The 24,854-nt window shown below is 66.4% G+C and carries 23 protein-coding genes; 10 read left to right on the top strand and 13 right to left on the bottom strand.

Going from position 1 to position 24,854, the window contains the following annotated elements; translation table 11 throughout:
- Positions 1–37 precede the first annotated feature (37 nt).
- Positions 38–232: a hypothetical protein gene (locus tag ISP14_RS11490; protein ID WP_404539755.1), complete on the top strand. Its 195-nt coding sequence runs from the start codon at positions 38–40 to the stop codon at positions 230–232.
- A 44-nt stretch (positions 233–276) separates the two neighbouring features.
- Here the strand turns inward: ISP14_RS11490 and ISP14_RS11485 are convergent, their stop codons facing one another.
- The 7 genes from ISP14_RS11485 to ISP14_RS11455 form a co-directional block, all read right to left on the bottom strand.
- Positions 277–753: a low molecular weight protein-tyrosine-phosphatase gene (locus tag ISP14_RS11485; RefSeq protein WP_404539752.1), complete on the bottom strand. Its 477-nt coding sequence runs from the start codon at positions 751–753 to the stop codon at positions 277–279.
- On the bottom strand, positions 750–1,523 hold the full coding sequence (kdsB, locus tag ISP14_RS11480; protein WP_404539750.1) for a 3-deoxy-manno-octulosonate cytidylyltransferase: 774 nt from the start codon (positions 1,521–1,523) through the stop codon (positions 750–752). The genes ISP14_RS11485 and kdsB overlap by 4 nt, the downstream gene beginning before the upstream one ends.
- A gap of 160 nt (positions 1,524–1,683) precedes the next feature.
- A complete protein-coding gene (aroA, locus tag ISP14_RS11475; RefSeq protein ID WP_404539748.1) occupies positions 1,684–2,994 on the bottom strand; it encodes a 3-phosphoshikimate 1-carboxyvinyltransferase in 1,311 nt (436 codons plus the stop codon).
- Complete coding sequence (locus ISP14_RS11470) at positions 2,991–3,278, bottom strand: hypothetical protein (RefSeq protein WP_404539745.1); 288 nt, start codon at positions 3,276–3,278, stop codon at positions 2,991–2,993. The genes aroA and ISP14_RS11470 overlap by 4 nt, the downstream gene beginning before the upstream one ends.
- On the bottom strand, positions 3,275–4,363 hold the full coding sequence (gene pheA, locus ISP14_RS11465; RefSeq protein WP_404539743.1) for a prephenate dehydratase: 1,089 nt from the start codon (positions 4,361–4,363) through the stop codon (positions 3,275–3,277). Before pheA ends, ISP14_RS11470 begins: the two co-directional genes overlap by 4 nt.
- Positions 4,364–4,424: 61 nt before the next feature.
- On the bottom strand, positions 4,425–5,510 hold the full coding sequence (serC, locus tag ISP14_RS11460) for a 3-phosphoserine/phosphohydroxythreonine transaminase (RefSeq protein ID WP_404539740.1): 1,086 nt from the start codon (positions 5,508–5,510) through the stop codon (positions 4,425–4,427).
- Between the two features lie 235 nt (positions 5,511–5,745).
- A complete protein-coding gene (locus ISP14_RS11455) occupies positions 5,746–6,513 on the bottom strand; it encodes an FHA domain-containing protein (protein ID WP_404539737.1) in 768 nt (255 codons plus the stop codon).
- A gap of 134 nt (positions 6,514–6,647) precedes the next feature.
- Between ISP14_RS11455 and ISP14_RS11450 the strand changes: the two genes are divergently transcribed.
- A complete protein-coding gene (locus ISP14_RS11450; RefSeq protein ID WP_404539734.1) occupies positions 6,648–6,923 on the top strand; it encodes a polyhydroxyalkanoic acid system family protein in 276 nt (91 codons plus the stop codon).
- A 173-nt stretch (positions 6,924–7,096) separates the two neighbouring features.
- A complete protein-coding gene (infA, locus tag ISP14_RS11445; protein ID WP_077485337.1) occupies positions 7,097–7,315 on the top strand; it encodes a translation initiation factor IF-1 in 219 nt (72 codons plus the stop codon).
- 180 nt (positions 7,316–7,495) lie between these two features.
- On the opposite strand, the gene clpA is transcribed toward infA, so the two are convergent.
- A complete protein-coding gene (gene clpA, locus ISP14_RS11440; RefSeq protein ID WP_404539732.1) occupies positions 7,496–9,769 on the bottom strand; it encodes an ATP-dependent Clp protease ATP-binding subunit ClpA in 2,274 nt (757 codons plus the stop codon).
- A gap of 98 nt (positions 9,770–9,867) precedes the next feature.
- Positions 9,868–10,194: an ATP-dependent Clp protease adapter ClpS gene (clpS, locus tag ISP14_RS11435; RefSeq protein ID WP_404539730.1), complete on the bottom strand. Its 327-nt coding sequence runs from the start codon at positions 10,192–10,194 to the stop codon at positions 9,868–9,870.
- 113 nt (positions 10,195–10,307) lie between these two features.
- Between clpS and ISP14_RS11430 the strand changes: the two genes are divergently transcribed.
- The 3 genes from ISP14_RS11430 to hflD are packed head-to-tail and all read left to right on the top strand — an operon-like array spanning position 10,308 to position 12,551.
- Complete coding sequence (locus ISP14_RS11430) at positions 10,308–10,793, top strand: NUDIX hydrolase (RefSeq protein ID WP_404539728.1); 486 nt, start codon at positions 10,308–10,310, stop codon at positions 10,791–10,793.
- Positions 10,790–11,926 carry a tRNA 2-thiouridine(34) synthase MnmA gene (mnmA, locus tag ISP14_RS11425; RefSeq protein ID WP_404539725.1) on the top strand — a complete coding sequence of 379 codons (1,137 nt, stop codon included), beginning with the start codon at positions 10,790–10,792 and terminating at the stop codon, positions 11,924–11,926. Before ISP14_RS11430 ends, mnmA begins: the two co-directional genes overlap by 4 nt.
- Positions 11,927–11,936: 10 nt before the next feature.
- Entirely contained in the window at positions 11,937–12,551 is a 615-nt protein-coding gene (gene hflD, locus ISP14_RS11420; protein WP_404539721.1) for a high frequency lysogenization protein HflD, read from the top strand.
- A 112-nt stretch (positions 12,552–12,663) separates the two neighbouring features.
- Here hflD and ISP14_RS11415 read toward each other — a convergent pair whose 3' ends face one another.
- The 3 genes from ISP14_RS11415 to ISP14_RS11405 all read right to left on the bottom strand — a co-directional run bounded on the left by ISP14_RS11415 (position 12,664) and on the right by ISP14_RS11405 (position 16,942).
- Positions 12,664–13,167, bottom strand: a complete 504-nt coding sequence (locus ISP14_RS11415) for a nuclear transport factor 2 family protein (protein WP_404539719.1) — start codon at positions 13,165–13,167, stop codon at positions 12,664–12,666.
- Positions 13,168–13,327: 160 nt separating this feature from the next.
- The gene (locus ISP14_RS11410) at positions 13,328–14,236 is read right to left on the bottom strand and encodes a LysR family transcriptional regulator (RefSeq protein ID WP_404539882.1); all 909 of its coding nucleotides are present in this window, start codon (positions 14,234–14,236) and stop codon (positions 13,328–13,330) included.
- A gap of 114 nt (positions 14,237–14,350) precedes the next feature.
- A complete protein-coding gene (locus tag ISP14_RS11405) occupies positions 14,351–16,942 on the bottom strand; it encodes a bifunctional aconitate hydratase 2/2-methylisocitrate dehydratase (RefSeq protein ID WP_404539716.1) in 2,592 nt (863 codons plus the stop codon).
- A gap of 350 nt (positions 16,943–17,292) precedes the next feature.
- On the opposite strand from ISP14_RS11405, the gene acnA reads away from it, so the two are divergent.
- Positions 17,293–20,040, top strand: coding sequence for an aconitate hydratase AcnA (gene acnA / locus ISP14_RS11400; protein ID WP_404539714.1), 2,748 nt, complete (start codon positions 17,293–17,295; stop codon positions 20,038–20,040).
- 181 nt (positions 20,041–20,221) lie between these two features.
- The gene (locus ISP14_RS11395) at positions 20,222–21,913 is read left to right on the top strand and encodes an AMP-binding protein (protein WP_404539711.1); all 1,692 of its coding nucleotides are present in this window, start codon (positions 20,222–20,224) and stop codon (positions 21,911–21,913) included.
- Between the two features lie 61 nt (positions 21,914–21,974).
- Here the strand turns inward: ISP14_RS11395 and ISP14_RS11390 are convergent, their stop codons facing one another.
- On the bottom strand, positions 21,975–22,337 hold the full coding sequence (locus tag ISP14_RS11390) for a PilZ domain-containing protein (protein ID WP_404539708.1): 363 nt from the start codon (positions 22,335–22,337) through the stop codon (positions 21,975–21,977).
- Between the two features lie 743 nt (positions 22,338–23,080).
- Here ISP14_RS11390 and ISP14_RS11385 point away from each other — a divergent pair.
- On the top strand, positions 23,081–24,040 hold the full coding sequence (locus tag ISP14_RS11385) for a segregation and condensation protein A (RefSeq protein ID WP_404539705.1): 960 nt from the start codon (positions 23,081–23,083) through the stop codon (positions 24,038–24,040).
- A 17-nt stretch (positions 24,041–24,057) separates the two neighbouring features.
- Entirely contained in the window at positions 24,058–24,843 is a 786-nt protein-coding gene (gene scpB, locus ISP14_RS11380; RefSeq protein ID WP_404539702.1) for an SMC-Scp complex subunit ScpB, read from the top strand.
- Positions 24,844–24,854: the final 11 nt, after the last annotated feature.

Below are 24,854 nucleotides of genomic sequence, written 5' to 3'. Positions count from 1 at the left end.
TGGATTCTAGCCGGTCCGGTTTCCCGCAACCGCTATCATGAGCGCCCCTGTCGATCGCCTGGCGAAAACATTCATGGGCTGCCTGCCGATTCCCATCCTGTTCGTGCTCGGCGTACTGGCCGGCGAATGGCTGGGCGGCGACCGCGGCGCGCTGTGGGGTGCCGGCATCGGCCTGCTGCTCGGTGTGATTCTGTTCGGCATCTTCATCGTGAAGTTGCGCCAGCGCCGCTGAGGCATACCGAAAGCCGGCGCGCACGAGGCACCGGCCGGGGGATGTCAGCGACGGGCGCCGCGCAAGCGTTCGACCAGGCCGGCAACGCCGCGTTCGGCCAGTTTCACTGCCTCGGCAAAACCGGCAGTGTCGCCGTGCCACGGATCGGGAAATTCCGCGGGTGGTGTCGCATCGGTCCATTCCAGGAACAACGCAGTCCGCTCCACCTGCTCGGGCGTCGCGGCGAGTTTGCGCAACTCGCGCAGATTGCCACGGTCCATCGCCAGCAACAGGTCGTAGTCAGCGAAATCACGTTCGCGCAGCTGGCGCGCACCATGCGCCGACAAGTCGTGGCCCGCGGCGCGCGCCGCCGCGATCATGCGCGGATCGGCGCCCTCGCCCGCGTGCCAACCGCCGGTGCCGCACGAGGCCACGGCCACGTCCAGCCCTGCCTCGGCCAGGCGCCTGCGTGCCACGGCTTCCGCCAACGGCGATCGGCAGATGTTGCCGAGGCAGACGAACAGCACGCGACGCACGATCATCCCTGCGTCCGCAGCCATTGCTCGGCGCGCACAAGATCAGCCTCGGTGTCGATGCCGGGCGGGAACGGTTCGGGCGTGAGCCGTACCGCGATGGCATGGCCGTGTTCCAGCACGCGCAGCTGTTCCAGCGATTCGGCCTGTTCCAGCGGCGTGCGCGCCAGCCCGGCGTAGCGGTGCAGGAAACCTGCGCGATAGGCGTAGATGCCGATATGGCGCAGGAACGGCACGCCCTCAGGCAACACGTTGCGGTGCACCGCGAAAGCATCGCGCGCCCAGGGCAACGGCGCGCGGCTGAAGTACAGCGCACGGCCCCGCGCATCGCGCACCAGCTTCACCACATGGGGGTCGAACAGCTCATGCGCCTCGGCGACAGGCGTGGCCAGCGTGGCCATTGGTGCGTCGTCCTCGGCCAGCGCACGCGCGACTTCACGGATGCCGGCAGCCGGTGCGAACGGTTCGTCGCCTTGCAGGTTCACCACGATGGCATCGTCGGCCCAGCCGCACAACGCAGCGCATTCGGCGAGGCGGTCGCTGCCGGAAGCATGGTCGGCGCGCGTCATGCAGATCTTGACGCCCTGCCCGGCCAAGGCATCGGCGATGCGCACATCGTCGGTGGCCACCACCACGTCCACCGCACCGGCCTGCAGGGCCCGCTGCGCCACGCGCACCACCATGGGCACGCCGGCGATCTCGCGCAGCGGCTTGGCCGGCAGGCGGGTGGAGCCGTAACGGGCGGGAATGGCCACGATGAAGGGCGGGACGGTGGGCATGGCGACCTCTCGACAAGGGCGCCAAGCCTAGCGCATCGCACTGCGACCGTCGTGCCATTCGCCTTGGGCGCAACGCAGGCGGGGAGCAGCCACGGATGACCGCGACATCGAGCAGCAAGTCGCAGGAATGCCCTTCGACTGCGGCCCTTCGGGCCTACCGTCAGTCGGCAAGGCCCAGCGCAAAGCCGCAGCGATTGGCCAGCTGCATGAAGCCCGGGAACGAAGTGGCGACGTGATAGCAGTCGTTGATGCGCACCGGCGCCCGTGCCACCAGGCCGGCTACGGCGAAGCTCATCGCGATGCGATGGTCGGTGAGGCTTTCCACCGTGCCACCGGCAAGCGTGCCGCCATGGATGGTCGCACCGTCGGGTGTCTCGTCCACCACGATGCCCAGGACGCGCAGGCCCGTCGCCATCGCGGCGAGGCGGTCGGATTCCTTGACGCGCAATTCGGCGGCACCGCGGATGACGGTGCGGCCCGTGGCCGCCGCCGCCGCGACGAACAGCGCCGGGAATTCGTCGATCATGTCCGGCACCAGCGCTTCGGGTAGTTCGACCCCGTGCAGCGGCGCATAGCGCACCATCAGGTCGCCCACCGGCTCGCCGCCGCTTTCGCGCGGGTCCTCGACGCGGATGTCCGCGCCCATCAGGCGCAACGCTTCGAGCAGGCCAGTGCGGCGCGGGTTGAGCCCCACGGCCGGCAGGCGCAGTTCGGAACCGGGCACGATGCTCGCCGCGACCAGGAAGAACGCAGCGGAGGAAAAGTCCGCCGGCACGTCCACGTCGGTGGCGCGCAGCGTATGGCCGCCGGACAGTTTCGCGCGGCCGGGTTCGAACGCGATCGGCCAGCCGAACGCGGCCAGCATGCGCTCGGTGTAGTCGCGCGTGGGGTGCGGCTCGATGACTTCGGTCTCGCCTTCGGCATACAGGCCGGCCAGCAGCAGCGCGGATTTCACCTGCGCGCTGGCCACCGGCAGTTCGTAGCGGATGCCCTGCAAGTGCTGGCCGCCGCGTACGTGCAGCGGCGGCAGGCCATCCTGCGTGTCGATGCGTGCGCCCATCGCGGCCAGCGGGTTGGTGACGCGGCGCATGGGGCGCTTGGACAGCGAAGCGTCGCCGATCAAGATGCTGTCGAAGGCCTGGCCGGCCAGCAGGCCAGCCAGCAAGCGCATGCCGGTGCCGGCATTGCCGCAATCCAGCGGGTCGGTGCTTGCATGCAGGCCATGCAGACCCACGCCGTGCACCACACGCTCGCCATCGGCCGGTGTCTCGATGCGCACGCCGAGCTGTTGCAGCACGGCGGCGGTGGCGCGGGTGTCCTCGCCTTCGAGGAAGCCACGGATGCGTGATGTGCCTTCGGCCAGCGCACCGAACATCAAGGCGCGGTGCGAAACGGATTTGTCGCCCGGCACATGCACGCTGCCACGCAGCGATCGGGCAGCATGGCTCACCCAGGAAATTTGTTCGTTCATGATGTTGATGCGGCGCTTGGCCGCGCGGTGCCAGTTGAAGGTTTCAGGTAACCCGGGACGGCATGCGCCGTCATGGCCAGATAGAGCAGAAGACCGCCGCCCACCACCATCACGAGCAACGTCAAAAAAAACGCTACGGGGTACTCGCCCGGCGACAGTGTCGGCCCCCGGCCACCCGAAATCCGACCTCTCACCAGGGCAATCACCGCCCAGACGATGAGAAAACCACCCGTCGCGGCCAACACGTAGCCCGGGCCCTCTATGTAAATTGAGCCATCTATCATGGCAACGCTATGGGGTAGGAGCCGAGCACGCGCAACTGCGCCACCGACTGCTCGATTTCCTTCACCGCCGCCTGCAGCGCCTCGTCCTGGATATGGCCGGAGACATCGATGAAGAACGCGTACTGCCATTTGCCGCTGTGCGCGGGGCGCGACTCGATGCGGTTGAGGCTGACCCCGTGCTGCGCGAACGGGCTGAGCACGTGGTACAGCGCGCCCGGCTGGTCGTTCACCGTGATCAGCAGCGAGGTGCGGTCGTTGCCCGACGGCGGGAACAGCGAGCGGCCGATCACCAGGAAGCGCGTGGTGTTGTCGGCGCGGTCCTCGATGCCGGTGGCCAGGGTGCGCAGACCGTAGACCTTGCCCGCCGTCTCGCCGGCGATCGCGCCCACGTCGTCGGCGTGGCGCGCCAACCGCGCCGCCTCGGCATTGCTGCTCACCGCCTCGCATTCCACACCAGGCAGGTTCATGCGCAGCCAGGTCTTGCATTGCTGCAGCGACTGCGCGTGGGCGTAGATGCGTTTGATGTCCTCCAGCCGCCCGGCCATCGTATGCAGGCACTGGTGCACGCGCAGCTCGACCTCGCCACAGATGCGCGCGTCGGAGGTCAGGAACATGTCCAGCGTCACCTGGATCATGCCCTGGCCAGAGTTCTCCACCGGCACCACGCCGAAATCGGCATGGCCGGCGGCCACCTCCTGGAACACTTCCTCGATGCTGCCCAGCGGCAAGCCATAGGCGGCGTGGCCGAAGTGCTTGCGCACCGCCTGCTCGCTGAAGGTGCCTTCGGGGCCGAGGTAGCCGATCTTCAGGGGATCTTCCTGCGCGAGGCAGGAGGACATGATCTCGCGGAACAGCCGCACCATCTCCGTGTCCGACAGCGGCCCCTTGTTGCGGTCCACCACCATGCGCAGCACGTGCGCCTCGCGCTCGGGGCGGTAGTAGTCGATGGCGGAAAGGCCTTCGCCCTTTACCCGGGCCACTTCCTGCGCCCAGTTGGCGCGCTCGGAGATCAGCTCCTGGATCTGCCGGTCGATGCTGTCGATGCGCTCGCGCACGTCGGACAGCGAGGTCTTGCTTTCGGTCATGATGGGTATCTGGACGGATGTCTGGATGGATAGAAGGCCAAATGCATGATGCCTGAAAGGCTCAACCGTGTCGCGCCGCGAAATCGCGCATGAACGCGGTCAACGCACCCACCGCCTCGGGCGGCACCGCGTTGTAGAGCGAGGCGCGCATGCCGCCCAGTGCTTTGTGGCCCTTCAGCGCGATGAGGCCGGCGGCTTCGGATTCGGCCAGGAATCGGGCATCGAGCGCACTGTCGTGCAGAGTGAACGGCACATTCATGCGCGAACGTGCGGCCGGATCGATGGCGTTGCGGTAGTAGCCGCCGGAACCGTCGATGGCGGCGTACAGGCGTTCGGCCTTGATGCGGTTGCGCTCGGCCATCGCGGCGAGACCGCCCTGCGCCTTCAGCCACTGGAAGGTCAGCCCGGCCAGGTACCAACCCCAGGTGTTTGGGGTGTTGAGCATGGAATCGTTCGCCGCTTGCTCGGCGTAGCGGAAGATCTTCGCCATCGGCCGCGTGGCACGCGCGAGCAGGTCGCGGCGCACGATCATCAGCACCAGGCCGGAGGGGCCGATGTTTTTCTGCGCGCCGGCGTAGATCAGGCCGAAGCGGCGCACGTCCAGCGGCATCGAAAGGATGTCGGAGGACATGTCGGCCACCAGCGGCACCCCACCCACGTCGGGAATCTCGTGGTACTGCACGCCGTGGATGGTCTCGTTGGGCGTGTAGTGCACGTAGGCGGCTCGCGGGTCCAGCTTCCATTCCGCGCGCGCAGGCAGGCGCCGGTAATCGTCGGCCTTGCTGTCGGCGGCCACGCTGACCCTGACGTAAGGCGCGGCCTCGCTGGCTGCCTTGGCACCCCAGTGGCCGTTGACGATGTAGTCGGCGCTGTCGCCCTCGCCCGCCAGATTCATCGGAATCTGCGCGAAGTGCTGGGTGGCGCCGCCCTGCAGGAACAGCACGGCATAGTCGTCGGGAATCGCAGCCAGTTCGCGCAGATCGGCTTCGGCCCGGGCCGCCATCGCTATGAAGCGCTTGCCGCGGTGCGACTGCTCCATCACCGACATGCCGCTGCCGTCCCAGTCCAGCAGCTCGCGCTGCGCGCGTTCGAGCACCTCGCGCGGCAATGCCGCCGGGCCCGCACTGAAATTCCACACCTGGCTCACCGATCGATCCCCATGGCTGCATTCCACCGCATTATGCCGCGCCGCAGCATGGCACCGTCAATGGGACCGTCAATTTGAAGAGTGCGGCCATGGATGGCCGCCCGTTTGATTCTTGCGATCAGGACGATCGCATGGTCATGGAACAGTGCGGCCAGGGATAGCCGCCCGTTCGATTCTCGCGATCAGGACGATCGCAAGACTATGGAACGATGCAGCCAGGGATTCCCCGCAAGCATCAGAAGCGGATCCACAGCACCAACGCGATGCCCAGTGCCAGCAACGCGGCGGTGACGATCAGCCACCACACCTCGCCACGCGGACCGGCAGTATCTTCGGGCAGGACTGGCGCCGGCGGCTCGGGCTGCACGACCACGGGCTCCGCTTCCATGCCGGGCGCATCGAGCACGAAGCGATGCGGCCCCAGGCTGAGTTGGTCGCCGGGTTGCAGCACCATGCGCTGCACCGGCACGCCGTTCACCCGCAATGGATAAGTCGTCGACGCCTGCGTCACTTCCAGTGCCAGGCAATCGTCCTGCCAGCCCAGCTTCAGGCTCGCCACTTCGCCCTGCGGCAACTCCAGCGGGCAGCGGCCGTAAGGCCCAAGCTCCAGGCCGTTGCCGATCGGCAGGACCCGCCCGGATAGGGTGCCGGCCAGCGCGCGTAGCGCGGCCGTGCATCGCGCCGCCGCGGGAGCCGCCGATGTTTCCCGCTGCTCCGGTGGGACGTCGTCGCGCAACAGCATGCGGCAGTCGCCGACGCTCAGCATGTCGCCCGGGCGCAGCAAGGCGCGTTCGCGTACCGGCCGCGCATTCAAATACACGCGCGTGGCCGAGGGCAGTACCTGCAGCACCCAGCCGCGCCGATCCTGTTCGATGCGCAGGTGCCGCGGCACGGCCTGGGCCGCCGACAACACCAGATCGTTGTCCGTTGCACTGCCTATCCGCAAGGCAGCCTTGGCCCACAGGAAATCTTCGCGGGCGGAATGGAGAAACTCGATACGCATTGCCTTACCAATCCTTTGACGAGGGCACTCTAGCATGCGATTCCTGAGCACTCGCTCACGCTTTGCCGAATGGCAAGCCTCATCGAATCACGGCACGCGAAGGCTTATCATGCCCGCCCCTTACGGAGTCCCGCATGCCCAGCATCGACATCCACCGCCCGCATAGCCTGCCGCTGCCGGAAGCCCGCGCGGTGGTCGAAAAAGTGGCCGCACGCATGCGCGAGAAATTCGACCTCGAAGGCCGTTGGCAAGGCGACACCCTGCTCTTCTCCCGCCCTGGCGTGAACGGCCAGATCGCCGTGGGCGAGGACGCGATCCGGGTGCGCGCCGAGCTGGGCCTGCTGCTCTCCCCGCTCAAGGGCATGATCGAACAGGAGATCCGGCGCAAGCTGGACGAGCATTTCGCCTGAGCGCCGGTTCACGGCCTCCGCCGGCTCTCGCCGGAGGCTGTTGCGCGCTGGCCGGGAACGAACGAGGGTGCGGACCCTATCCGCCCTCTCCCGGGTGATTTTGATCGCCGGCCCGACCGTGGCATAATCGCCGGCTTGTGCGGCCAGCATGGCCGCTCTCCGACCCGGAACACATGGCCAAAGACGACGTCATCGAAATGGAAGGCACGGTCCTGGAGACCCTGCCCAACACCATGTTCCGCGTGCAGCTGGAGAACGGGCATGTGGTCATCGCCCATATCTCCGGACGCATGCGCAAGCATTACATCCGCATCCTCACAGGCGACAAGGTCAAGATCGAGATGACCCCGTACGACCTGAGCAAGGGGCGGATTACCTACCGCATGAAATAAGGCGCAAGACTCCGTTCGTACTGCGCGCAGCTGGCGCAGCAAGCGGAGTCGAAGCACCCTCATCGTTGCGACAGCTCTTCGACCTCGGCCCTGCGGGCCTGCGTTCGGGGCGCACGGTGAGAAAAGAAAAGGCCGCGCATTGCGCGGCCTTTTGTGTTGCCCGGCATCCCGGCACCGTGGTCATTCCACCACGGCCGGCATCTTCTCGGCGGCTTCGCAGCCCACTACCAGTTCGCCGTCCTTCACGCCCAGGATCACCTTGCCGCCTTCGGCCAGCTTGCCGAACAGCAGTTCGTCGGCCAGCGCGCGTTTCACCTTCTCCTGGATCACCCGCGCCATCGGGCGGGCGCCCATCTGCGCGTCGAAGCCGTGCTCGGCCAGCCAGCGGCGGGCCTCGGCGTCCACGTCCAGGCTGACGTGCTTGTCGGCCAGCTGGGCCTCCAGCTCGATCAGGAATTTGTCCACCACGCGCAGGATGTGCTCGAAGTCCAGCGCGTTGAACTGGATGATCGCATCGAGGCGGTTGCGGAATTCCGGCGTGAAACTGCGGCGTATCGTTTCCATCGCGTCGGTGCGGTGGCTCTGTTCCACGAAGCCGATGCTGCGCCGTGCCGCCTGTGCCGCACCCGCATTGGTGGTCATCACCAGAACCACGTTCTTGAAGTTCGCCTCGCGCCCGTTGGTGTCGGTGAGCACGCCGCGGTCCATCACCTGCAACAAGATGTTGTAGACATCCGGGTGCGCCTTCTCGATCTCGTCCAGCAGCAGCACCGCATGCGGGTGCTTGGTCACCGCCTCGGTGAGCAGGCCGCCCTGGTCGAAACCGACGTAGCCCGGAGGCGCGCCGACCAGGCGCGAGACGGAGTGCGCTTCCATGTACTCGGACATGTCGAAGCGGATCATCTCGATGCCCAGCTGCATCGCCAGCTGGCGGGTGACCTCCGTCTTGCCCACGCCGGTGGGACCGGCGAGCAGGAAGCAGCCGATCGGCTTGGCCGGGTCGGCCAGGCCCGAGCGGGCCATCTTGATCGAGGCAGCCAGCGCCTCGATCGCGGTGTCCTGGCCGAACACCACCATCTTCAGGTTGCGCTCCAGGTTCTTCAGCACGTCGCGGTCCGACGCGGAAACCTGCTTGGCCGGGATGCGCGCCATCTTGGCCACGATGTATTCCACCTCGGGCACGTCGACCTTGCCGCTGCGCTGATCCTCGGGCAGCAGCCGCTGGCGCGCGCCGGCCTCATCGATCACGTCGATCGCCTTGTCTGGCAGCAGGCGGTCGGGGATGTGCTTCACCGACAAGTCCACCGCCGCCTTCAGCGACTCATTGGTGTAGATGACGTTGTGGTGCTCCTCGAAGCGCGAGCGCAGGCCCTTGAGGATCTCGATGCTGTCGGCCACCGAGGGCTCGACCACGTCGATCTTCTGGAAGCGCCGCGCCAGCGCGCGATCCTTCTCGAACACACCGCGGTATTCCTGGAAGGTGGTCGAGCCGATGCAGCGCAGCTCGCCGGAAGCCAGCAGCGGCTTGATCAGGTTGCTGGCGTCCATGGTGCCGCCCGAGGCGGAACCGGCGCCGATGATGGTGTGGATCTCGTCGATGAACAGGATCGCGCCCTGCTGCTTCTTCAACTGGGCGATGACGCTCTTCAGGCGCTTCTCGAAGTCGCCGCGGTACTTGGTGCCGGCCACCAGTGCACCCAGGTCCAGCGACCAGATCGTGGCGTTCTCCAGCACCGCGGGCACTTCGCCGTCCACGATGCGCTTGGCCAGGCCCTCTGCCAGCGCGGTTTTGCCCACGCCAGCGTCGCCCACGTACAGCGGGTTGTTCTTGCGGCGGCGGCACAACACCTGGATGGTGCGCTCGATCTCGTCGGCGCGGCCGATCAGCGGGTCGATCTTGCCTTCCAGCGCCAGCTCGTTGAGGTTGCTGGCGTATTCGGAGAGCGGGTTGCCCTTGGCCTCGCCGCCCTCCTCGCCTTCGCGCTCGCCGCCGCCGGCGGGACCGGTCGAGGTGTCGTCGCCCACCTTGGCGATGCCGTGCGAGATGTAATTGACCACGTCCAGCCGGGTGATCTCCTGCTGGTGCAGGAAATACACGGCGTGCGAATCCTTCTCGCCGAAGATCGCCACCAGCACGTTGGCGCCGGTGACCTCTTTCCGCCCGGAGGACTGCACGTGGTAGACCGCGCGCTGCAGCACGCGCTGGAAGCCGAGCGTGGGCTGGGTATCGCGTTCGTCGCCGTGCGGCAGCACCGGCACGGTCTCGGCGATGACCTTTTCCAGCTCGTGGGTGAGCCGCGGCAGGTCCACGCCGCAGGCGCGCAATGCGCCCAGCGCGGACTGGTTGCCGGTGAGAGCGAGCAGCAGGTGTTCCACGGTCATGAACTCGTGGCGCTGCTCGCGGGCCTGCTTGTAGCACTGGCCGATGGTGACTTCGAGATCCTTGCTGAACATCCGGACCGTCTCCGTTGCAATGGCGTGGGCGGTGGAACCGCGATGGCTACATAGTGGGGGCAGCTAGATCATTTCCATAGTGCCGCCACGGCGGCCGCTCAGAGCTTCTCCATAGTGCACAGCAGAGGGTGCTGATGGGAGCGTGAATATTCGTTGACCTGGGTAACCTTGGTCTCGGCCACCTCGCGGGTGAACACGCCGCATACACCCTTGCCACGGGTATGCACGTGCAGCATCACCTGTACCGCGCGCTCCTGGTCCAGGCCGAAGAAGCCGCGCAGCACCTCGACCACGAAATCCATCGGGGTGAAGTCGTCGTTGAGCAGCACCACCTGGAACAGCGGCGGCCGCGCCACCTCCGGCTTCGCGGTCTTGAGCGCCAGGCCGTGGCCGCTCTCCTGTTCGTTTTCGGGTTCGTGAGCCATGAATGAAGAGTGTTCCTCCGACGATTCGATTATACGCTGCGCCGAACGGGCGCCCGACGACGATCGGATTCTCAGGTAATGGCACAATGTCGACTTTTCCACCCCCTCCCCTCATGCCCTCTTCTACTGCCACCGACGCGATCTGGCGCCCGCACGTCACCGTGGCCTGCGTGGTGAGCGATGGTGCGCGCTACCTGATGGTCGAGGAGGAAGTGAACGGCCGCTTGGCGTACAACCAGCCGGCCGGGCACCTGGAAGATCGCGAACGCCTCGTCGATGCCGCCGTGCGCGAGACGCTGGAGGAAACCGGCTGGACGGTGCAGCCCACCCGCCTGATCGGCGTGCACCAGTGGCGCAGCACCGAGCACGGCGAGGGCGTGATCCGTTTCAGCTTCGCCGCACGGCCGCTCAGCCACGACCCGGCGCGGGTGCTGGATGCTGGCATCCGCCGTGCCTTGTGGCTTGGCCGCGCCGAGATCGCCGCGCTGGGCGAGCGCCTGCGCAGTCCGCTGGTGCTCGAAAGCATCGATGCCTGGCTGGCCGGCGCCCGGCTGCCGTTGGATACGCTGCACGGGTGGCCGGACGGCGCCACGCCATGAAGGTGATGCTGGGCATTTCCGGCGGCGTCGACTCTTCGGTCGCGGCGCTGCTGCTGCAACAGGCCGGCCACGAGGTCGAGGGCTTGTTCATGCAGAACTGGGAAGAGGACGAGCGCAACGGCCCCTGCACTGCCGACGCCGACCGCAAGGACGCCGTGGCGGTCTGCGGGCGACTGGGCATCCCGTTCCACGCGCGCAACTTCGCCGCCGAGTACTGGGATGGCGTGTTCGCCCACTTCCTCGCCGAATACCGCGCCGGCCGCACGCCGAACCCCGACGTGCTGTGCAACCGCGAGATCAAGTTCAAGACCTTCCTGGACGAGGCGCGTGCACTCGGGGCGGATAAGATCGCCACCGGCCACTACGCCCGCGTGGACTGCCGGGACGGCGCCTACCGCCTGCTGCGCGCGGTGGATGCGGCCAAGGACCAGACCTATTTCCTGCATGCGCTGGGCCAGGCCCAGCTGGCCGCCACGCTGTTCCCGGTCGGCGAAATCGCCAAGGCCCAGGTACGCGAAATGGCCCGCGCGGCAAACCTGCCCACCCATGCCAAGAAGGACTCCACCGGCATCTGCTTCATCGGGGAGCGCGATTTCCGCAGCTTCCTGGCGCAGTACATCCCGGCCCGGCCCGGCGAGATGCGCACGCCCGGAGGCGAGCTTGTCGGCGAGCACCAGGGTGCGATGTATTACACGCTGGGGCAGCGCAACGGCCTGGGCATCGGCGGCCGCCAGGGCGCCAACGGCGAACCGTGGTACGTGGTGGGCAAGGATGTGGCGGCCAACCTGCTCTACGTGGCCCAGGGCAACGCCAACCATTGGCTGGATTCGCGCCGGCTGCGCAGCGAGGCGCCAACCTGGGTGGCCGGCCACGCGCCAGCCACGCATTTCCGCTGCACGGCCAAGACCCGTTACCGCCAGGCCGACCAGGCCTGCGAGGTGCACGTACTGGAAGCAGGCCTTGAGGTACGCTTCGACAACCCGCAACGTGCCGTGACACCCGGCCAGTCGGTGGTGTTCTACGACGGCGAGGCCTGCCTTGGCGGAGCGGTGATCGCCGCTACCGATGCGCCTTACGGCGGCCTTCCCCCTACCCGGCCTTCCCCAGCCGGAATGAGAGTTGACGGTGCTTGATGCCTTTTCGATGAACGAGGAACGCGTGCTGGCCCTGGCCGGCCTCTACCAGGCCTGCGCGCTGGTACAGCAGCTGGCCAACCAGGGCCGCTGCGACGAGAGCGCGATGGACGCGAGCATCGCCAGTGTGTTCCGCATCGACGCGCCCTCGGTGGTCGGCGTGTACGGCAACATTGCCAGCGTGCGGCTGGGCTTGCGCAACCTGGTGTCCCAGCTCGACGAGAGCAGCGAGGACATGGCGGTGACCCGCATGGCGATGACCGTGATGCGGCTGGAACGCAGCTTGTCCGGCCGCCCGGAATTGCTCGACCAACTGCAGCAGGGCATCCGCGCCGCCCAGCGTCAGGTGGAGCATTTCGGCCAGGGTTCCAACCAGGTCACCGCACGGCTGGCCGAACTCTACGCATCCACGCTGTCCACCTTGCGTCCGCGCGTGATGGTCAACGGCAACCCGCAGCATCTGCAGCAGGCTGCCGTGGTCGAGAAGGTGCGCAGCAACCTGCTCGCGGCGGTGCGCTCCGCGGTGCTGTGGCGTCAGCTCGGCGGCCGCCAATGGCAGCTGCTGCTGTTCCGCAGGCAATGCAGCATGCTGGCACGCGGGCTGTTGACCGGCACGACCTTGTAGGAACCCCGCTGGCCGGGAGTGCGCTCCGTCCTCGCCCGGTACGCACACGCACACACGGCCCTGTCGGAATTCGTCCCGACCTGCGGCGCCGTTGCCAGCGCGGAACCTGCCGTCAGAGCTTGCCTACACTGCCGACCCGTATCGTCTTGATCAGCCACTGGTCGCCCGACCGCGCCAGGGTCATGTCGGAGAACGAGTGCGTGCCGATCGCATTCTTGTCCATGTCCATCCATAGGCATTCGAAGTAGAGCGTGGCCTTGTCGCCATCGACACCCGCCCTGATCCGCATCGCCGGCGTGTAGCCGATCCAGTGGTGGGCCGGCTGGAAAGGCCCGGCATGGGCGAAATACTCGCGTACCTGCTGCTTGCCGTTGTAGACCTTGTTACCGTGCGCGGTGTCCGTCAGCACGGCATCGTCCGCATACAGCTCCATCATCGCGTCGAGGTCGGGTTTTGGCAGCCAGCTGCCCGCCTGATGGAAGGCGACCTCGACATTGCGTACCTTGAGGATGTCGGCGGAATTGTCCTTGGCGGAATCTGCCGCCATGGCGGTCCACGCCGCCAGGAAAAACCCAAAGACCAGCAACCCGGCTTTTGCACCAGTCGTCATGCGCATGGTCGCCTCCCCGGCAGCCCGAAGCGTAGGAAACATTTGCAGGCGCGACAGGTTTCGAGCTCCCCATGTCTGCTGCGCGCCTGGAAGCAGGCACGTCCATGCTATTTCCGCCTGAAACACGCTTCAATCTAAAGCGCGTGACGACCATGCAACGGCGGTGTCAGCTCCGCTGCACCGCATCAGCAAGCTGAAGGCCGCGGCGCTGCCCGGCCAGCTTGCGCAGCAGCTCGGCAAACGCCTGCAGGTCGCCATGCCACGGCGATGCCTCGCGCCAGTACAGCGCAATCTCCCGCCCCGGCGCGGCACCCTTGATCTTCGCCAGTACGATATCCGGCATCGAAGCCAGCCTGTCGTGTGCAAGCGCCGGCACCAATGCATGCCCGCCGCGCAGCGTGACCAGAGCGGCAAGGCTTTCCAGGCTGACGTCCTGCACGTAGCCCTCGCCGTCGGCATGGCTTTCCGCCATCAGGATAGCCTGCGCGGCATCCAGCTGGTCCAGCGCGATCATCCGTTTGCCGGCAAGCGGATGATCGGCCCGCAACAACACCTCCCAAGGCTCGAAAAACAGCGGCCGCATCACGATGCCACTCGGCGCGGAGGCCGGTGGCGCCAGCACGGCGTCCAGCTCGCCTTCGTGCAGGCGACGCAGCAGGCCGCGCGGCTTGCCTTCCGACAGGCTCAGGCGCGCACCCGGAAAATGCTGCGGAAAGGGGCCGATCAGATGGGGCAACAGATACGGCCCAAGCGTCGCCAGCACGCCCAGGCGCAACTCGCCACCAAATGCGCTTTCACCGGCGCGCGCAGCCTGCTGAAGGTGCTCGGCCGCGCGCAGCACGGCGTCGATCTGCTGCAGCAGTCGCTGGCCGCCAGCGGTAGGCACAACACGCCGCCCTCCCCGCTCGAACAATGGCGCGCCCAGCGCCTGCTCCACTTTCTGCACCTGGTGGGACAGACCCGACGGGCTGATATGCATGGCCCGCGCCGCGCTGTTGAAGCTGCCGTGGCGATGCACCGCCTGCACCATCATCAGGTCGCGCAGCGAGACTGCCGAAATATGCGAAGAGATCATCCGTGCGCCCGTGGTTGCCGCCATGGGCGAAGCATAAACGACGAAGCCCGGCACGCGGCCGGGCTTCGTCTGCTTCAAGCCCCTCTCCCGGAGGGAGGGGGGAATGGCGCGGACTTACGCCGTGACGGTGTCCGCGACTTCCTTGTAGTCCTGGATCTGGTCGAAGTTCATGTAGCGGTAGATCTTCTCGCCGTTGGCGTTGATCACACCGATATCGGCCATGTACTCGTCCTTGGTCGGGATACGGCCGAGGCGCGAGCAGATCGCGGCGAGTTCCGCCGAACCCAAGTACACGTTGGAGTTCTTGCCCAGGCGGTTGGGGAAGTTGCGGGTGGAGGTGGAGAACACCGTAGCGCCTTCGCGCACCTGCGCCTGGTTGCCCATGCACAGCGAGCAGCCCGGCATCTCCATGCGCGCGCCGGCGGTGCCGAAGGTGCCGTAGACGCCTTCGTTGGTCAGCTCGCTGGCGTCCATCTTGGTCGGCGGGGCCACCCAAAGCTTGGTCGGGATGTCGCGCTTGCCTTCCAGCAGCTTGGCCGCCGCGCGGAAATGACCAATGTTGGTCATGCACGAGCCGATGAACACCTCGTCGATGGCGGCGCCGGCCACGTCGCTGAGCGTCTTCACGTCGTCCGGGTCGTTCGGGCAGGCCACGATGGGCTCGTGCACGTCGGCCAGGTCGATTTCGATGACGGCGGCGTATTCGGCGTCAGCGTCGCGCGCCAGCAGCTGCGGGTCGGCCAGCCATGCTTCCATGGCCTTGATGCGGCGTTCCAGGCTGCGCGGGTCCTTGTAACCCTGGGCGATCATCACCTTCAGCAAGGTGATGTTGCTGTTGATGTATTCGATGATCGGCGCCTTGTCGAGGTGCACCGTGCAACCGGCGGCCGAGCGCTCGGCCGAGGCGTCGGACAGCTCGAACGCCTGCTCCACCTTGAGGTTCGGCAGACCTTCGATTTCCAGGATGCGGCCGGAGAAGATGTTCTTTTTGCCCTGCTTGGCGACGGTCAGCAGGCCTTGCTTGATGGCGTACAGCGGGATCGCGTTGACCAGGTCGCGCAGGGTGACGCCCGGCTGCAGCTCGCCCTTGAAGCGCACCAGCACGGATTCGGGCATGTCCAGCGGCATCACGCCGGTGGCGGCGGCAAAGGCCACCAGACCGGAACCGGCCGGGAACGAGATACCGATCGGGAAACGGGTATGGCTGTCGCCGCCGGTGCCGACGGTGTCAGGCAGCAGCATGCGGTTGAGCCAGGAGTGGATCACGCCGTCGCCCGGACGCAGCGAAATGCCGCCACGCGTGCTGATGAATTCCGGCAGCGTGTGGTGGGTCTTCACGTCCACCGGCTTCGGGTAGGCGGCGGTGTGGCAGAACGACTGCATGACAAGGTCGGCCGAGAAGCCCAGGCAGGCCAGGTCCTTCAGCTCGTCGCGGGTCATCGGGCCGGTGGTGTCCTGCGAACCCACCGAGGTCATCTTCGGCTCGCAGTAGGTGCCCGGGCGCACGCCCTGGCCTTCCGGCAGGCCGACGGCGCGGCCGACCATCTTCTGCGCCAGCGTATAGCCCTTGCCGGTATCGGCGGGCTGTTGCGGCAGGCGGAACAAGGTGGAGACCGGCAAGCCCAGCGCTTCGCGCGCCTTGGCGGTGAGGCCGCGGCCGACGATCAGCGGAATGCGGCCGCCGGCGCGCACTTCATCGAACAGCACGTCGGACTTCACCTGGAACTCGGCGATCACTTCGCCGTTCTTCAGCGCCTTGCCCTCGTAGGGACGCAGCTCGACGACGTCGCCCATCTCCATTTTGGAGACATCCAGCTCGATCGGCAGCGCGCCGGCGTCTTCCATGGTGTTGTAGAAGATCGGGGCGATCTTGCTGCCCAGGCACACGCCGCCGAAGCGCTTGTTCGGGATGAACGGAATGTCTTCGCCGGTCCACCACAGCACGGAGTTGGTGGCGGACTTGCGGCTGGAGCCGGTGCCGACCACGTCGCCCACGTAGGCGACCAGGTGCCCCTGCTTGGTCAGGTCCTGGATCAGCTGGATCGGGCCGCGCTTGCCGTCCTCTTCTGGCTGGAACGGGGCGCCGTCGCGCTTGTTCTTCAGCATGGCGAGCGCATGCAGCGGGATGTCCGGACGCGTGGTGGCGTCCGGGGCCGGCGACAAGTCGTCGGTGTTGGTTTCGCCCGGCACTTTGAACACGGTGACGGTCAGGCTCTGCGGCACTTCCGGCTTGCTGGTGAACCACTCGGCATCGGCCCAGCTCTGCAGCACGGCCTTGGCATTGGCGTTGCCCTTGTCCGCCTTCTCCTTCACGTCATGGAAGGCGTCGAACATCAGCAACGTGTGCTTGAGCGCGTTGGCGGCCACGCTGCCGACCTGCGCATCGTCGAGCAACTCGATCAGCGGATGGATGTTGTAGCCGCCCAGCATGGTGCCCAGCAGCTCAGTGGCCTTCTCGCGCGAGATCAGCGCGCTCTTCTCGGTGCCGAATGCCACGGCCGCCAGGTACGAGGCCTTGACCTTGGCCGCATCGTCCACGCCAGCCGGTACGCGGTTGGTGATCAGGTCGAGCAGGAAGGCTTCCTCGCCGGCCGGCGGGTTCTTCAACAGTTCGATCAGGTCGGCGGTCTGCTGGGCGGTCAGCGGCAGCGCGGGAATACCCAGTGCGGCGCGCTCGGCGACGTGTTGGCGGTAGGCGTTGAGCATGTGATCTCGTCCGTTGAATGCGAGGGGCTGGGGAAGGTCCGCGCGGCGCGCAGAGGCTGGAAAGCAAGCCTCCAGGCCGTTTCCGGGCGTCGTTTCAGCCGCATATTTTGCCAGCCGGGCCGCGGTGGCCGCAACGCAAGACGTTGTTTCCGCCAGCGTTCGAAATCATGCAAGGCGAAAACGCGAATTGGCCCCGGCGGCAGCTTGCGCATCCCGGCGTATGCCCCAAACTGCCCGGCATCGCCGCACTGGCGACTGGCCTTTTTGCAATTCCGCTCACGTTCGCTGTTCTAGGATTCCCCGCTACGCCCCGTGCGTCCGCCAGACCCAAAGCAACAGGAGTTAGCCCCATGCTGGATTCATTTGCCACCCGCGACACTTTCCAGGTCAACGGCCGCTCGTACCAGTACGCCAGCCTCGCCAAGCTGGGCCAGCGCTTCGACATCAAGCGCCTGCCGTACTCGATGAAGATCCTGCTGGAGAACCTGTTGCGCCACGAGGACGGCGTCAACGTCACTTCGAAAGAGATCGAGGCGGTCGCCCACTGGGACGCGAAGAAGGAGCCGGACACCGAGATCGCCTTCATGCCCGCGCGCGTGGTGCTGCAGGATTTCACCGGCGTGCCCTGCGTGGTGGATCTGGCCGCGATGCGCGACGCCGTGGTGAAGCTGGGCGGCGAAGCTACCCAGATCAACCCGCTGGCGCCGGCCGAGCTGGTGATCGACCACTCCGTGCAGGTCGACGTGTACGGTTCGGAGTCGGCGCTGGAGAAGAACGTCGAGATCGAATTCGAGCGCAACCAGGAGCGCTACTCGTTCCTGCGCTGGGGCCAGAAGGCGTTCAACAACTTCAAGGTGGTGCCGCCGCGTACCGGTATCGTGCACCAGGTGAACCTGGAGCACCTCGCCCGCGTGGTGTTCACCCGGGACGGTGAGGATGGAAGCTGGGCCTACCCCGACACCGTGTTCGGCACCGACAGCCACACCACCATGATCAACGGCGTGGGCGTGCTCGGCTGGGGCGTCGGCGGCATCGAAGCTGAGGCCGCGATGCTGGGCCAGCCATCGTCGATGCTGATTTCGCAGGTGGTGGGCTTCAAGCTCAGCGGCAAGCTGCCCGAAGGCGTCACCGCCACCGACCTGGTGCTCACCGTCACGCAGATGCTGCGCAAGCTGGGCGTGGTGGGCAAATTCGTGGAGTTCTTCGGCCCGGGCCTGCAGCACCTGGCATTGGCCGACCGCGCCACCATCGGCAACATGGCGCCCGAGTACGGCGCTACCTGCGGCATCTTCCCGATCGACCAGGAGGCGTTGAACTACCTGCGCCTGTCCGGCCGCAGCGAGGAACAGGTCGCGCTGGTCGAGACCTACGCCAAGGCCCAGGGCCTGTGGCACGACGAACACACGCCGCATCCCGAGTTCACCACCACGCTGGAGCTCGACCTGGCCGACGTGAAGCCGTCGATGGCCGGCCCGAAGCGCCCGCAGGACCGCGTGCTGCTGGGCGACGTGCGCAAGAGTTTCAAGGACGCCGTGGTCGGCCTCACCGCCGCGCGCAAACCGCTGGCCACTTCGATCGAGCGATTCTCCGGTGAAGGTGGCGACACCGCCGTGGGTCACGAAGAGAGCACGTTCGGCGAAGGCGAGCATGTCGAGTTGAACGGCGACAAATTCAAACTGGGCGACGGCGCCGTGGTGATCGCAGCGATCACCTCCTGCACCAACACCTCCAACCCGGCGGTGATGCTGGGCGCCGGCCTGGTGGCGAAGAAGGCCGCGGCGAAGGGCCTGAAGGCCAAGCCCTGGGTGAAGACCTCGATCGGCCCGGGCTCGAAGGTGGTCTCCGACTACCTGGAGCAGACCGGCCTGCTGAAAGAACTGGAAAAGGTCGGCTTCTACATCGTCGGCTATGGCTGCACCACTTGCATCGGCAACTCCGGCCCACTGCCGGTCGAGATCAGCAAGGGCATCGCCGACGGCGACCTCGCGGTGGCCTCGGTGCTTTCCGGCAACCGCAACTTCGAGGGCCGCGTGCATCCGGAAGTGAAGATGAACTACCTGGCCTCGCCGCCGCTGGTGGTCGCCTACGCGTTGGCCGGCACGCTGGACGTCGACCTGACGAAGGACCCGATCGGCACCGGCAGCGACGGCAAGCCGGTTCATCTCAAGGACATCTGGCCGACCAACAAGGAGATCTCCGACGCCATCGCCGGCGCGGTCAACCCGGCGATGTTCGAGAAGAACTACGCCGACGTGTTCAAGGGCGACAGCCGCTGGAACAAGATCGCCTCGCCAGACGGCGCGGTGTACCGCTGGGACGACTCCACCTACATCAAGAACCCACCTTACTTCGAGGGCATGACGATGGAGCTGGGCAAGGTGGAGGACATCCACGGTGCCCGCGTGCTGGGCCTGTTCGGCGACTCCATCACCACCGACCACATCTCGCCGGCCGGTTCGATCAAGAAGGACAGCCCGGCGGGCCGCTTCCTGATCTCGAAGGGCGTGGAACCGAAGGACTTCAATTCCTACGGCTCGCGCCGCGGCAACGACGACGTGATGGTGCGCGGCACCTTCGCCAACATTCGCATCCGCAACCAGATGCTAGACGGCGTCGAGGGCGGCTACACCAGGCACGTGCCGTCGGGCGAGCAGATGGCGATCTACGACGCGGCGATGAAGTACAAGCAGGAGAAGACGCCGCTGATCGTGCTCGCCGGCAAGGAGTACGGCACCGGCTCCAGCCGCGACTGGGCGGCCAAGGGCACCCTGCTGCTGGGCGTGAAAGCGGTGATCGCCGAGAGCTTCGAGCGCATCCACCGCTCCAACCTGGTCGGCATGGGCGTGCTGCCGCTGCAGTTCATGGACGGCGAGAACGCCAAGTCACTGGGCCTCGACGGCAGCGAGAGCTTCGACGTCACCGGCCTGGAAGGCGGCGAATCGAAACAGGCGAAAGTGGTCGCCACCGGCAAGGACGGCAAGAAGAAGGAGTTCAGCGTAAAGGTGCTGCTGCTCACCCCGAAGGAGCGCGACTTCTTCCGCCACGGCGGCATCCTGCAGTATGTGCTGCGCCAGCTGGCCGGCAAGAAAGCCGCCTGAGCGTTACCCTCGGCACTGCTGCACCACGACCGCCCCGGCCTGCGCCGGGGCGGTTTTTTTCCGGCTGCTGCAAGGCATGCCGCGGCTTGCCGCCGTACGCAGCCGCATGCTCCAATGCCGGAGGGGGCGTCGCCATCTCTACCTTGCCTTGGCGGCCACGATTCAGGAGTCGAGCAAGCACATGAGCAACGCGCGTCCGTGGCTGGACCACTATCCGGAAGGCATACCCGCCGAAATCGACCTCAATGCCTACGCCTCGATGGCCGCCATGCTGGAAGAGGCTTTCCAGCGCTTCCGTGATCGCCCCGCCTTCGCCAACTTCGGCAAACAGCTCAGCTACGGCCAGATCGACGCATACAGCCGCCAGTTCGCGGGCTACCTCACCGGCACGCTCAAACTCGGCAAGGGCGATCGCGTCGCCATCATGCTGCCGAACGTGCTGCAGTACCCGATCGCCCTGTTCGGCGCGTTGCGCGCCGGCCTGGTGGTGGTCAACACCAACCCGATGTACACCGCGCGAGAGCTGAAGCACCAGCTCGAGGACTCCGGCGCCAAGGCCATCGTGGTGCTGGACAACTTTGCCTCGACGCTGCAGCAGGTGGTAGCCGAAACCGCGGTGAAGCACATCGTTACCACCGGCATCGGCGACCTGCTCGGCTTCCCCAAGGGGCCGCTGGTCAACTTCGTGCTCAAGCACGTCAAGAAGATGGTGCCGGCCTACCGCCTGCCGCAGGCGGTGCGCTTCCGCGACGCGCTGGCGCAAGGTGCCGCGCACCCGCTGCCGGAAGTGCAGCTCGGCCACGACGACATTGCCTTCCTGCAGTACACCGGCGGCACCACCGGCGTGGCCAAAGGCGCCATGCTGACCCACGCCAACATGATCGCCAACATGTTGCAGGTCGGCGCCTGGATCGGCACCGCGCTGAAGCCCGGCGAGGAGGTCGCGATCGGCGCGCTGCCGATGTACCACATCTTTTCGCTGACCGCCTGCGGCATGGTATTCGTCCGGCTGGGCGCCCATACGCAGCTGATCACCAACCCCCGCGACATGCCCGGCTTCGTCAAGGAACTGAAGAAGGTCCCCTTCTCGATCCTGCCCGGCGTCAACACCTTGTTCAACGGCCTGCTCAACACGCCCGAATTCGCCGGGGTGGATTTCTCGCACCTGAAGATTTCGCTGGGCGGCGGCATGGCGGTGCAGCGATCCGTCGCCGAGCGCTGGAAACGGGTGACCGGCTGCACGCTTGCCGAGGCCTACGGCCTCACCGAAACCTCTCCGGGCGTCTGCATCAACCCGATCGGCCTCAAGGACTACAACGGCTCGATCGGCCTGCCGATTCCCTCCACCAACGTGGCGATCTGGTCGGAAGACAACCAGCCGCTTCCGATCGGCGAGGTGGGCGAGCTGATGGTGCAAGGGCCGCAGGTGATGCGAGGCTACTGGAACCGCGCCGACGAGACCGCCAAGGTATTGGGCGACGATGGTTGGCTGCACACCGGCGACATCGCGAAGATGGACGCCAGCGGCTATGTCTACATCGTCGACCGCAAGAAGGACATGATCCTGGTGTCCGGCTTCAATGTGTATCCGAACGAGGTCGAGGACACCGTGATGCAGAACCCCGGCGTGGCCGAGGTGGCCGCCGTGGGCGTGCCGGACGAGCACTCCGGCGAAGTGGTGAAGCTGTTCGTGGTGCGCAAAGACCCCGGCCTGACCGAAGAGGCGCTCAAGCAGTTCTGCCGCGACAACCTCACTGGCTACAAGCGGCCCAAGTACATCGAGTTCCGCGACGCCTTGCCCAAGAGCAACGTGGGCAAAATCCTGCGTCGCGAGTTGCGCGACGAGAAGAAGGCCGCGGCCGGCGCCCACTGAAACGGCGAAGGCCCCGCACAAGGCGGGGCCTTCGATCCGACCGGCTTCGCTGGAAGCGCGATCAGTTCTTCCACGCCTCCAGGATATCGGCGTAGCCGCCCAGCAGGTTCCACAACGGCACCTGCTTGTCCTCGGGGATGCACACGTAGGAGAAGCCGATGTGGTGGTCGGCGACGCGCGCCACCTGCGCCTCCATGTGAATGTGCAGGTCGTTGCCGAAGATCATGTCCAGCAACCAGGTCTGCCCGACTTCGCCGGTCCAGCCTAGCGGCCGGCGCAGCAAGGCGCCGGTCGCGGAAATGTCCACCAGTTCGGTGGGGTGCGACTCGACGCCGCGACTCATCAGCACGGTCGTCTCGATCTGCATGCGCGCCGGGCGCAGGCGTTCGGCTTCATCGCTGAACATGTTGTCGTCCTTAGCCATGCCGGGCTCCTTGTTGTTGCATCCCTCCGCCGAAGCGGTCCTGCGGATCGACCCGCCCATGTGTCCGCCATCACACTCAAGCAAGCGGTGTGCCATCCACCAAATGGCGGTACGGCGCGCCTTGGCAAGCCTTTTCCCGCCGACGCGACTGACGCCTGCTCGCCGTCTCGGACACTCAGGGTCACCTGTGCGGTGCGCCGTTCCGCGCCTGTCGGCGCGGCCGGACATGCCACTGCGCTGCCCAGGCGGTAACGCCATTGTACTCACCAGACGGACCGCTGCCCCGCATGCATGTTTCGGCCTGCTGCGCTGGACTTGTCGCTGGCCAGTCGCTAATCTGTTGCCCACGCGTGGTGCCACAGTCAGACGCCGATTGGCCGTTCCGGCGGCGATGGCACCCACCCGATGCCCCAAGGCAGATCGTCCGACTTGTCGGTGACGTCACTACCGTCACTGCATTGCCCTGTTCCCACCAGACGCGATCTGCGTCCCGTGCCGGCACTTGGCTGCGATGCCCGTACGCCTGATCGAACCGCGACATGCGGCTTCGTCACGCCGACAGCGACAAGTAGGGAGCCGGACACTGCCTGTACGGCACCGTGCGAAACCGCTTTACCGAAGTGCCGCCTCGACGCCACGATCCGTACATGGGTCCAGCCCGGATCGTCCAGCGGGGCAACCGTTTCGCCCATGATGGATCAAGACGCATTGCCGGCCGCCGAGCGGCCCAACGACACGCATCGATGAGCACCGAGCCAGTCGGGCCACAGAGCCCGGTCGTATCGCAGGACAACCACGCGGCGCACCCCCAGCAGCAGGAAATGCCGCTGGCGATCGTGCGTGGCGAGCCGATGCTGCAGATGCCGCAGGATCTGTACATCCCGCCGGATGCGCTGGAAGTCATCCTGGAGGCGTTCGAGGGTCCGCTGGACCTGCTGCTGTACCTGATCCGCCGGCAGAACCTGGACATCCTCGACATCCCGGTCGCCGAGATCACCCGGCAGTACATGGAATACATCGAACTGATGCGGGATGTGATGCGGCTGGAGCTGGCCGCGGAATACCTGCTGATGGCCGCGATCCTGGCCGAGATCAAGTCGCGCCTGCTGCTGCCGCGGCCGCCTGCCGAGGAAGGCATGGAGGAGGACCCGCGCGCCGAACTGGTGCGCCGCCTGCAGGAGTACGAACGCTTCAAGAAGGCCGCCGAAGACATCGAGGCCTTGCCACGGATGGAACGCGACACCGCGCCGGCGCAGGCCGACACCGGCGAACGCAACGTGATCAAGCTGCCGCCGCCGCTGGATCTCAAGGAAATGCTGCTGGCGCTCAAGGATGTGCTGCACCGCGCCGAACTGTTCGGCCACCATGCGATCAAGCGCGAGGCGCTCAGCGTGCGCCAGCGCATGGGCGAGCTGCTCGGCAAGCTGGAAGGCCATGCCTTCCATCGCTTTGAAACGCTGTTCGATATCAGCGAGGGCCGCCTCGGCGTGGTGGTCACCTTCCTGGCCATGCTGGAGCTGGCCAAGGAAATGCTGATCGAGATCGTGCAGGAAGCCCCGCTGGCGCCGATCTACCTGAAGGCGCGGGTGGAACACGGCGAAGGCCCGCTTGCCGACGGAATGGACATCGACGGGACGGATGAACCCGCCGCAGACGAATCGGCGTTCGAGACCCCGGACACCGCCGGCAACGGCACGCACTGAATCGGCACCGAGAGCCCATGCAGATCGAGCAACTCAAACCCATCGTCGAGGCGGCCCTGCTCGCCGCCAGCCAGCCGATGACCGTCTCCCAGCTCGGCGACCTGTTTGCCGAGACCGACGAAGTCGGCCACGAGCAGATCGCGCGTGCGCTGGAGGCCCTTGCCGCCGATTGTGAAGGCCGCGGCGTCGAACTGAAGGAAGTCGCCTCCGGCTTCCGCTACCAGGTGCGCCAGGACGTGCACCCGTGGATCTCGCGGATGTGGACCGAGAAGCCCAGCCGCTACTCGCGCGCCCTGCTGGAGACGCTGGCGCTGATCGCCTACCGCCAGCCGATCACCCGCCCGGAGATCGAGCAGATCCGCGGCGTGGTGGTGTCCAGCAACATCATCAAGACGCTGGAGGAGCGCGAGTGGATCCGCGTGGTCGGCTACCGCGACGTGCCTGGCAAGCCGGCGCTGTTCGGCACCACCCGCGCCTTCCTCGACTACTTCAACCTGAAGTCGCTGGACCAGTTGCCGCCGCTCTCCGAAATCCGCGACATGGAAGACCCGCAAATGGGCTTCGAGCAGACCCCGCTACCCGCCCGCATCATCAAGGATCTGCCGATCGATCCGGACGAAATCGAAGACGCAGTGGCGGAAGCCGACGAACACGAACACACCGAAGCGGGCGAGGCAGCTGTCGAACCCGCCACGGAAGCAAACCTAGAAACCGCCGAAGCCGGCGAAACCGAACCCACCACTGCCGACGAGGCAGCGGCCCCCGCGGACGTCGACAACGACGATGCCGCACAGCATTCCTGAGGAGTACCGCG

The sequence above is a fragment of the Dyella agri genome (assembly GCF_044904705.1).
GTDB lineage: Bacteria > Pseudomonadota > Gammaproteobacteria > Xanthomonadales > Rhodanobacteraceae > Rhodanobacter_A > Rhodanobacter_A agri.
The sequence above is the reverse complement of the archived record's forward strand: the minus strand, read 5'-3'. Positions and strand labels throughout refer to the sequence as shown.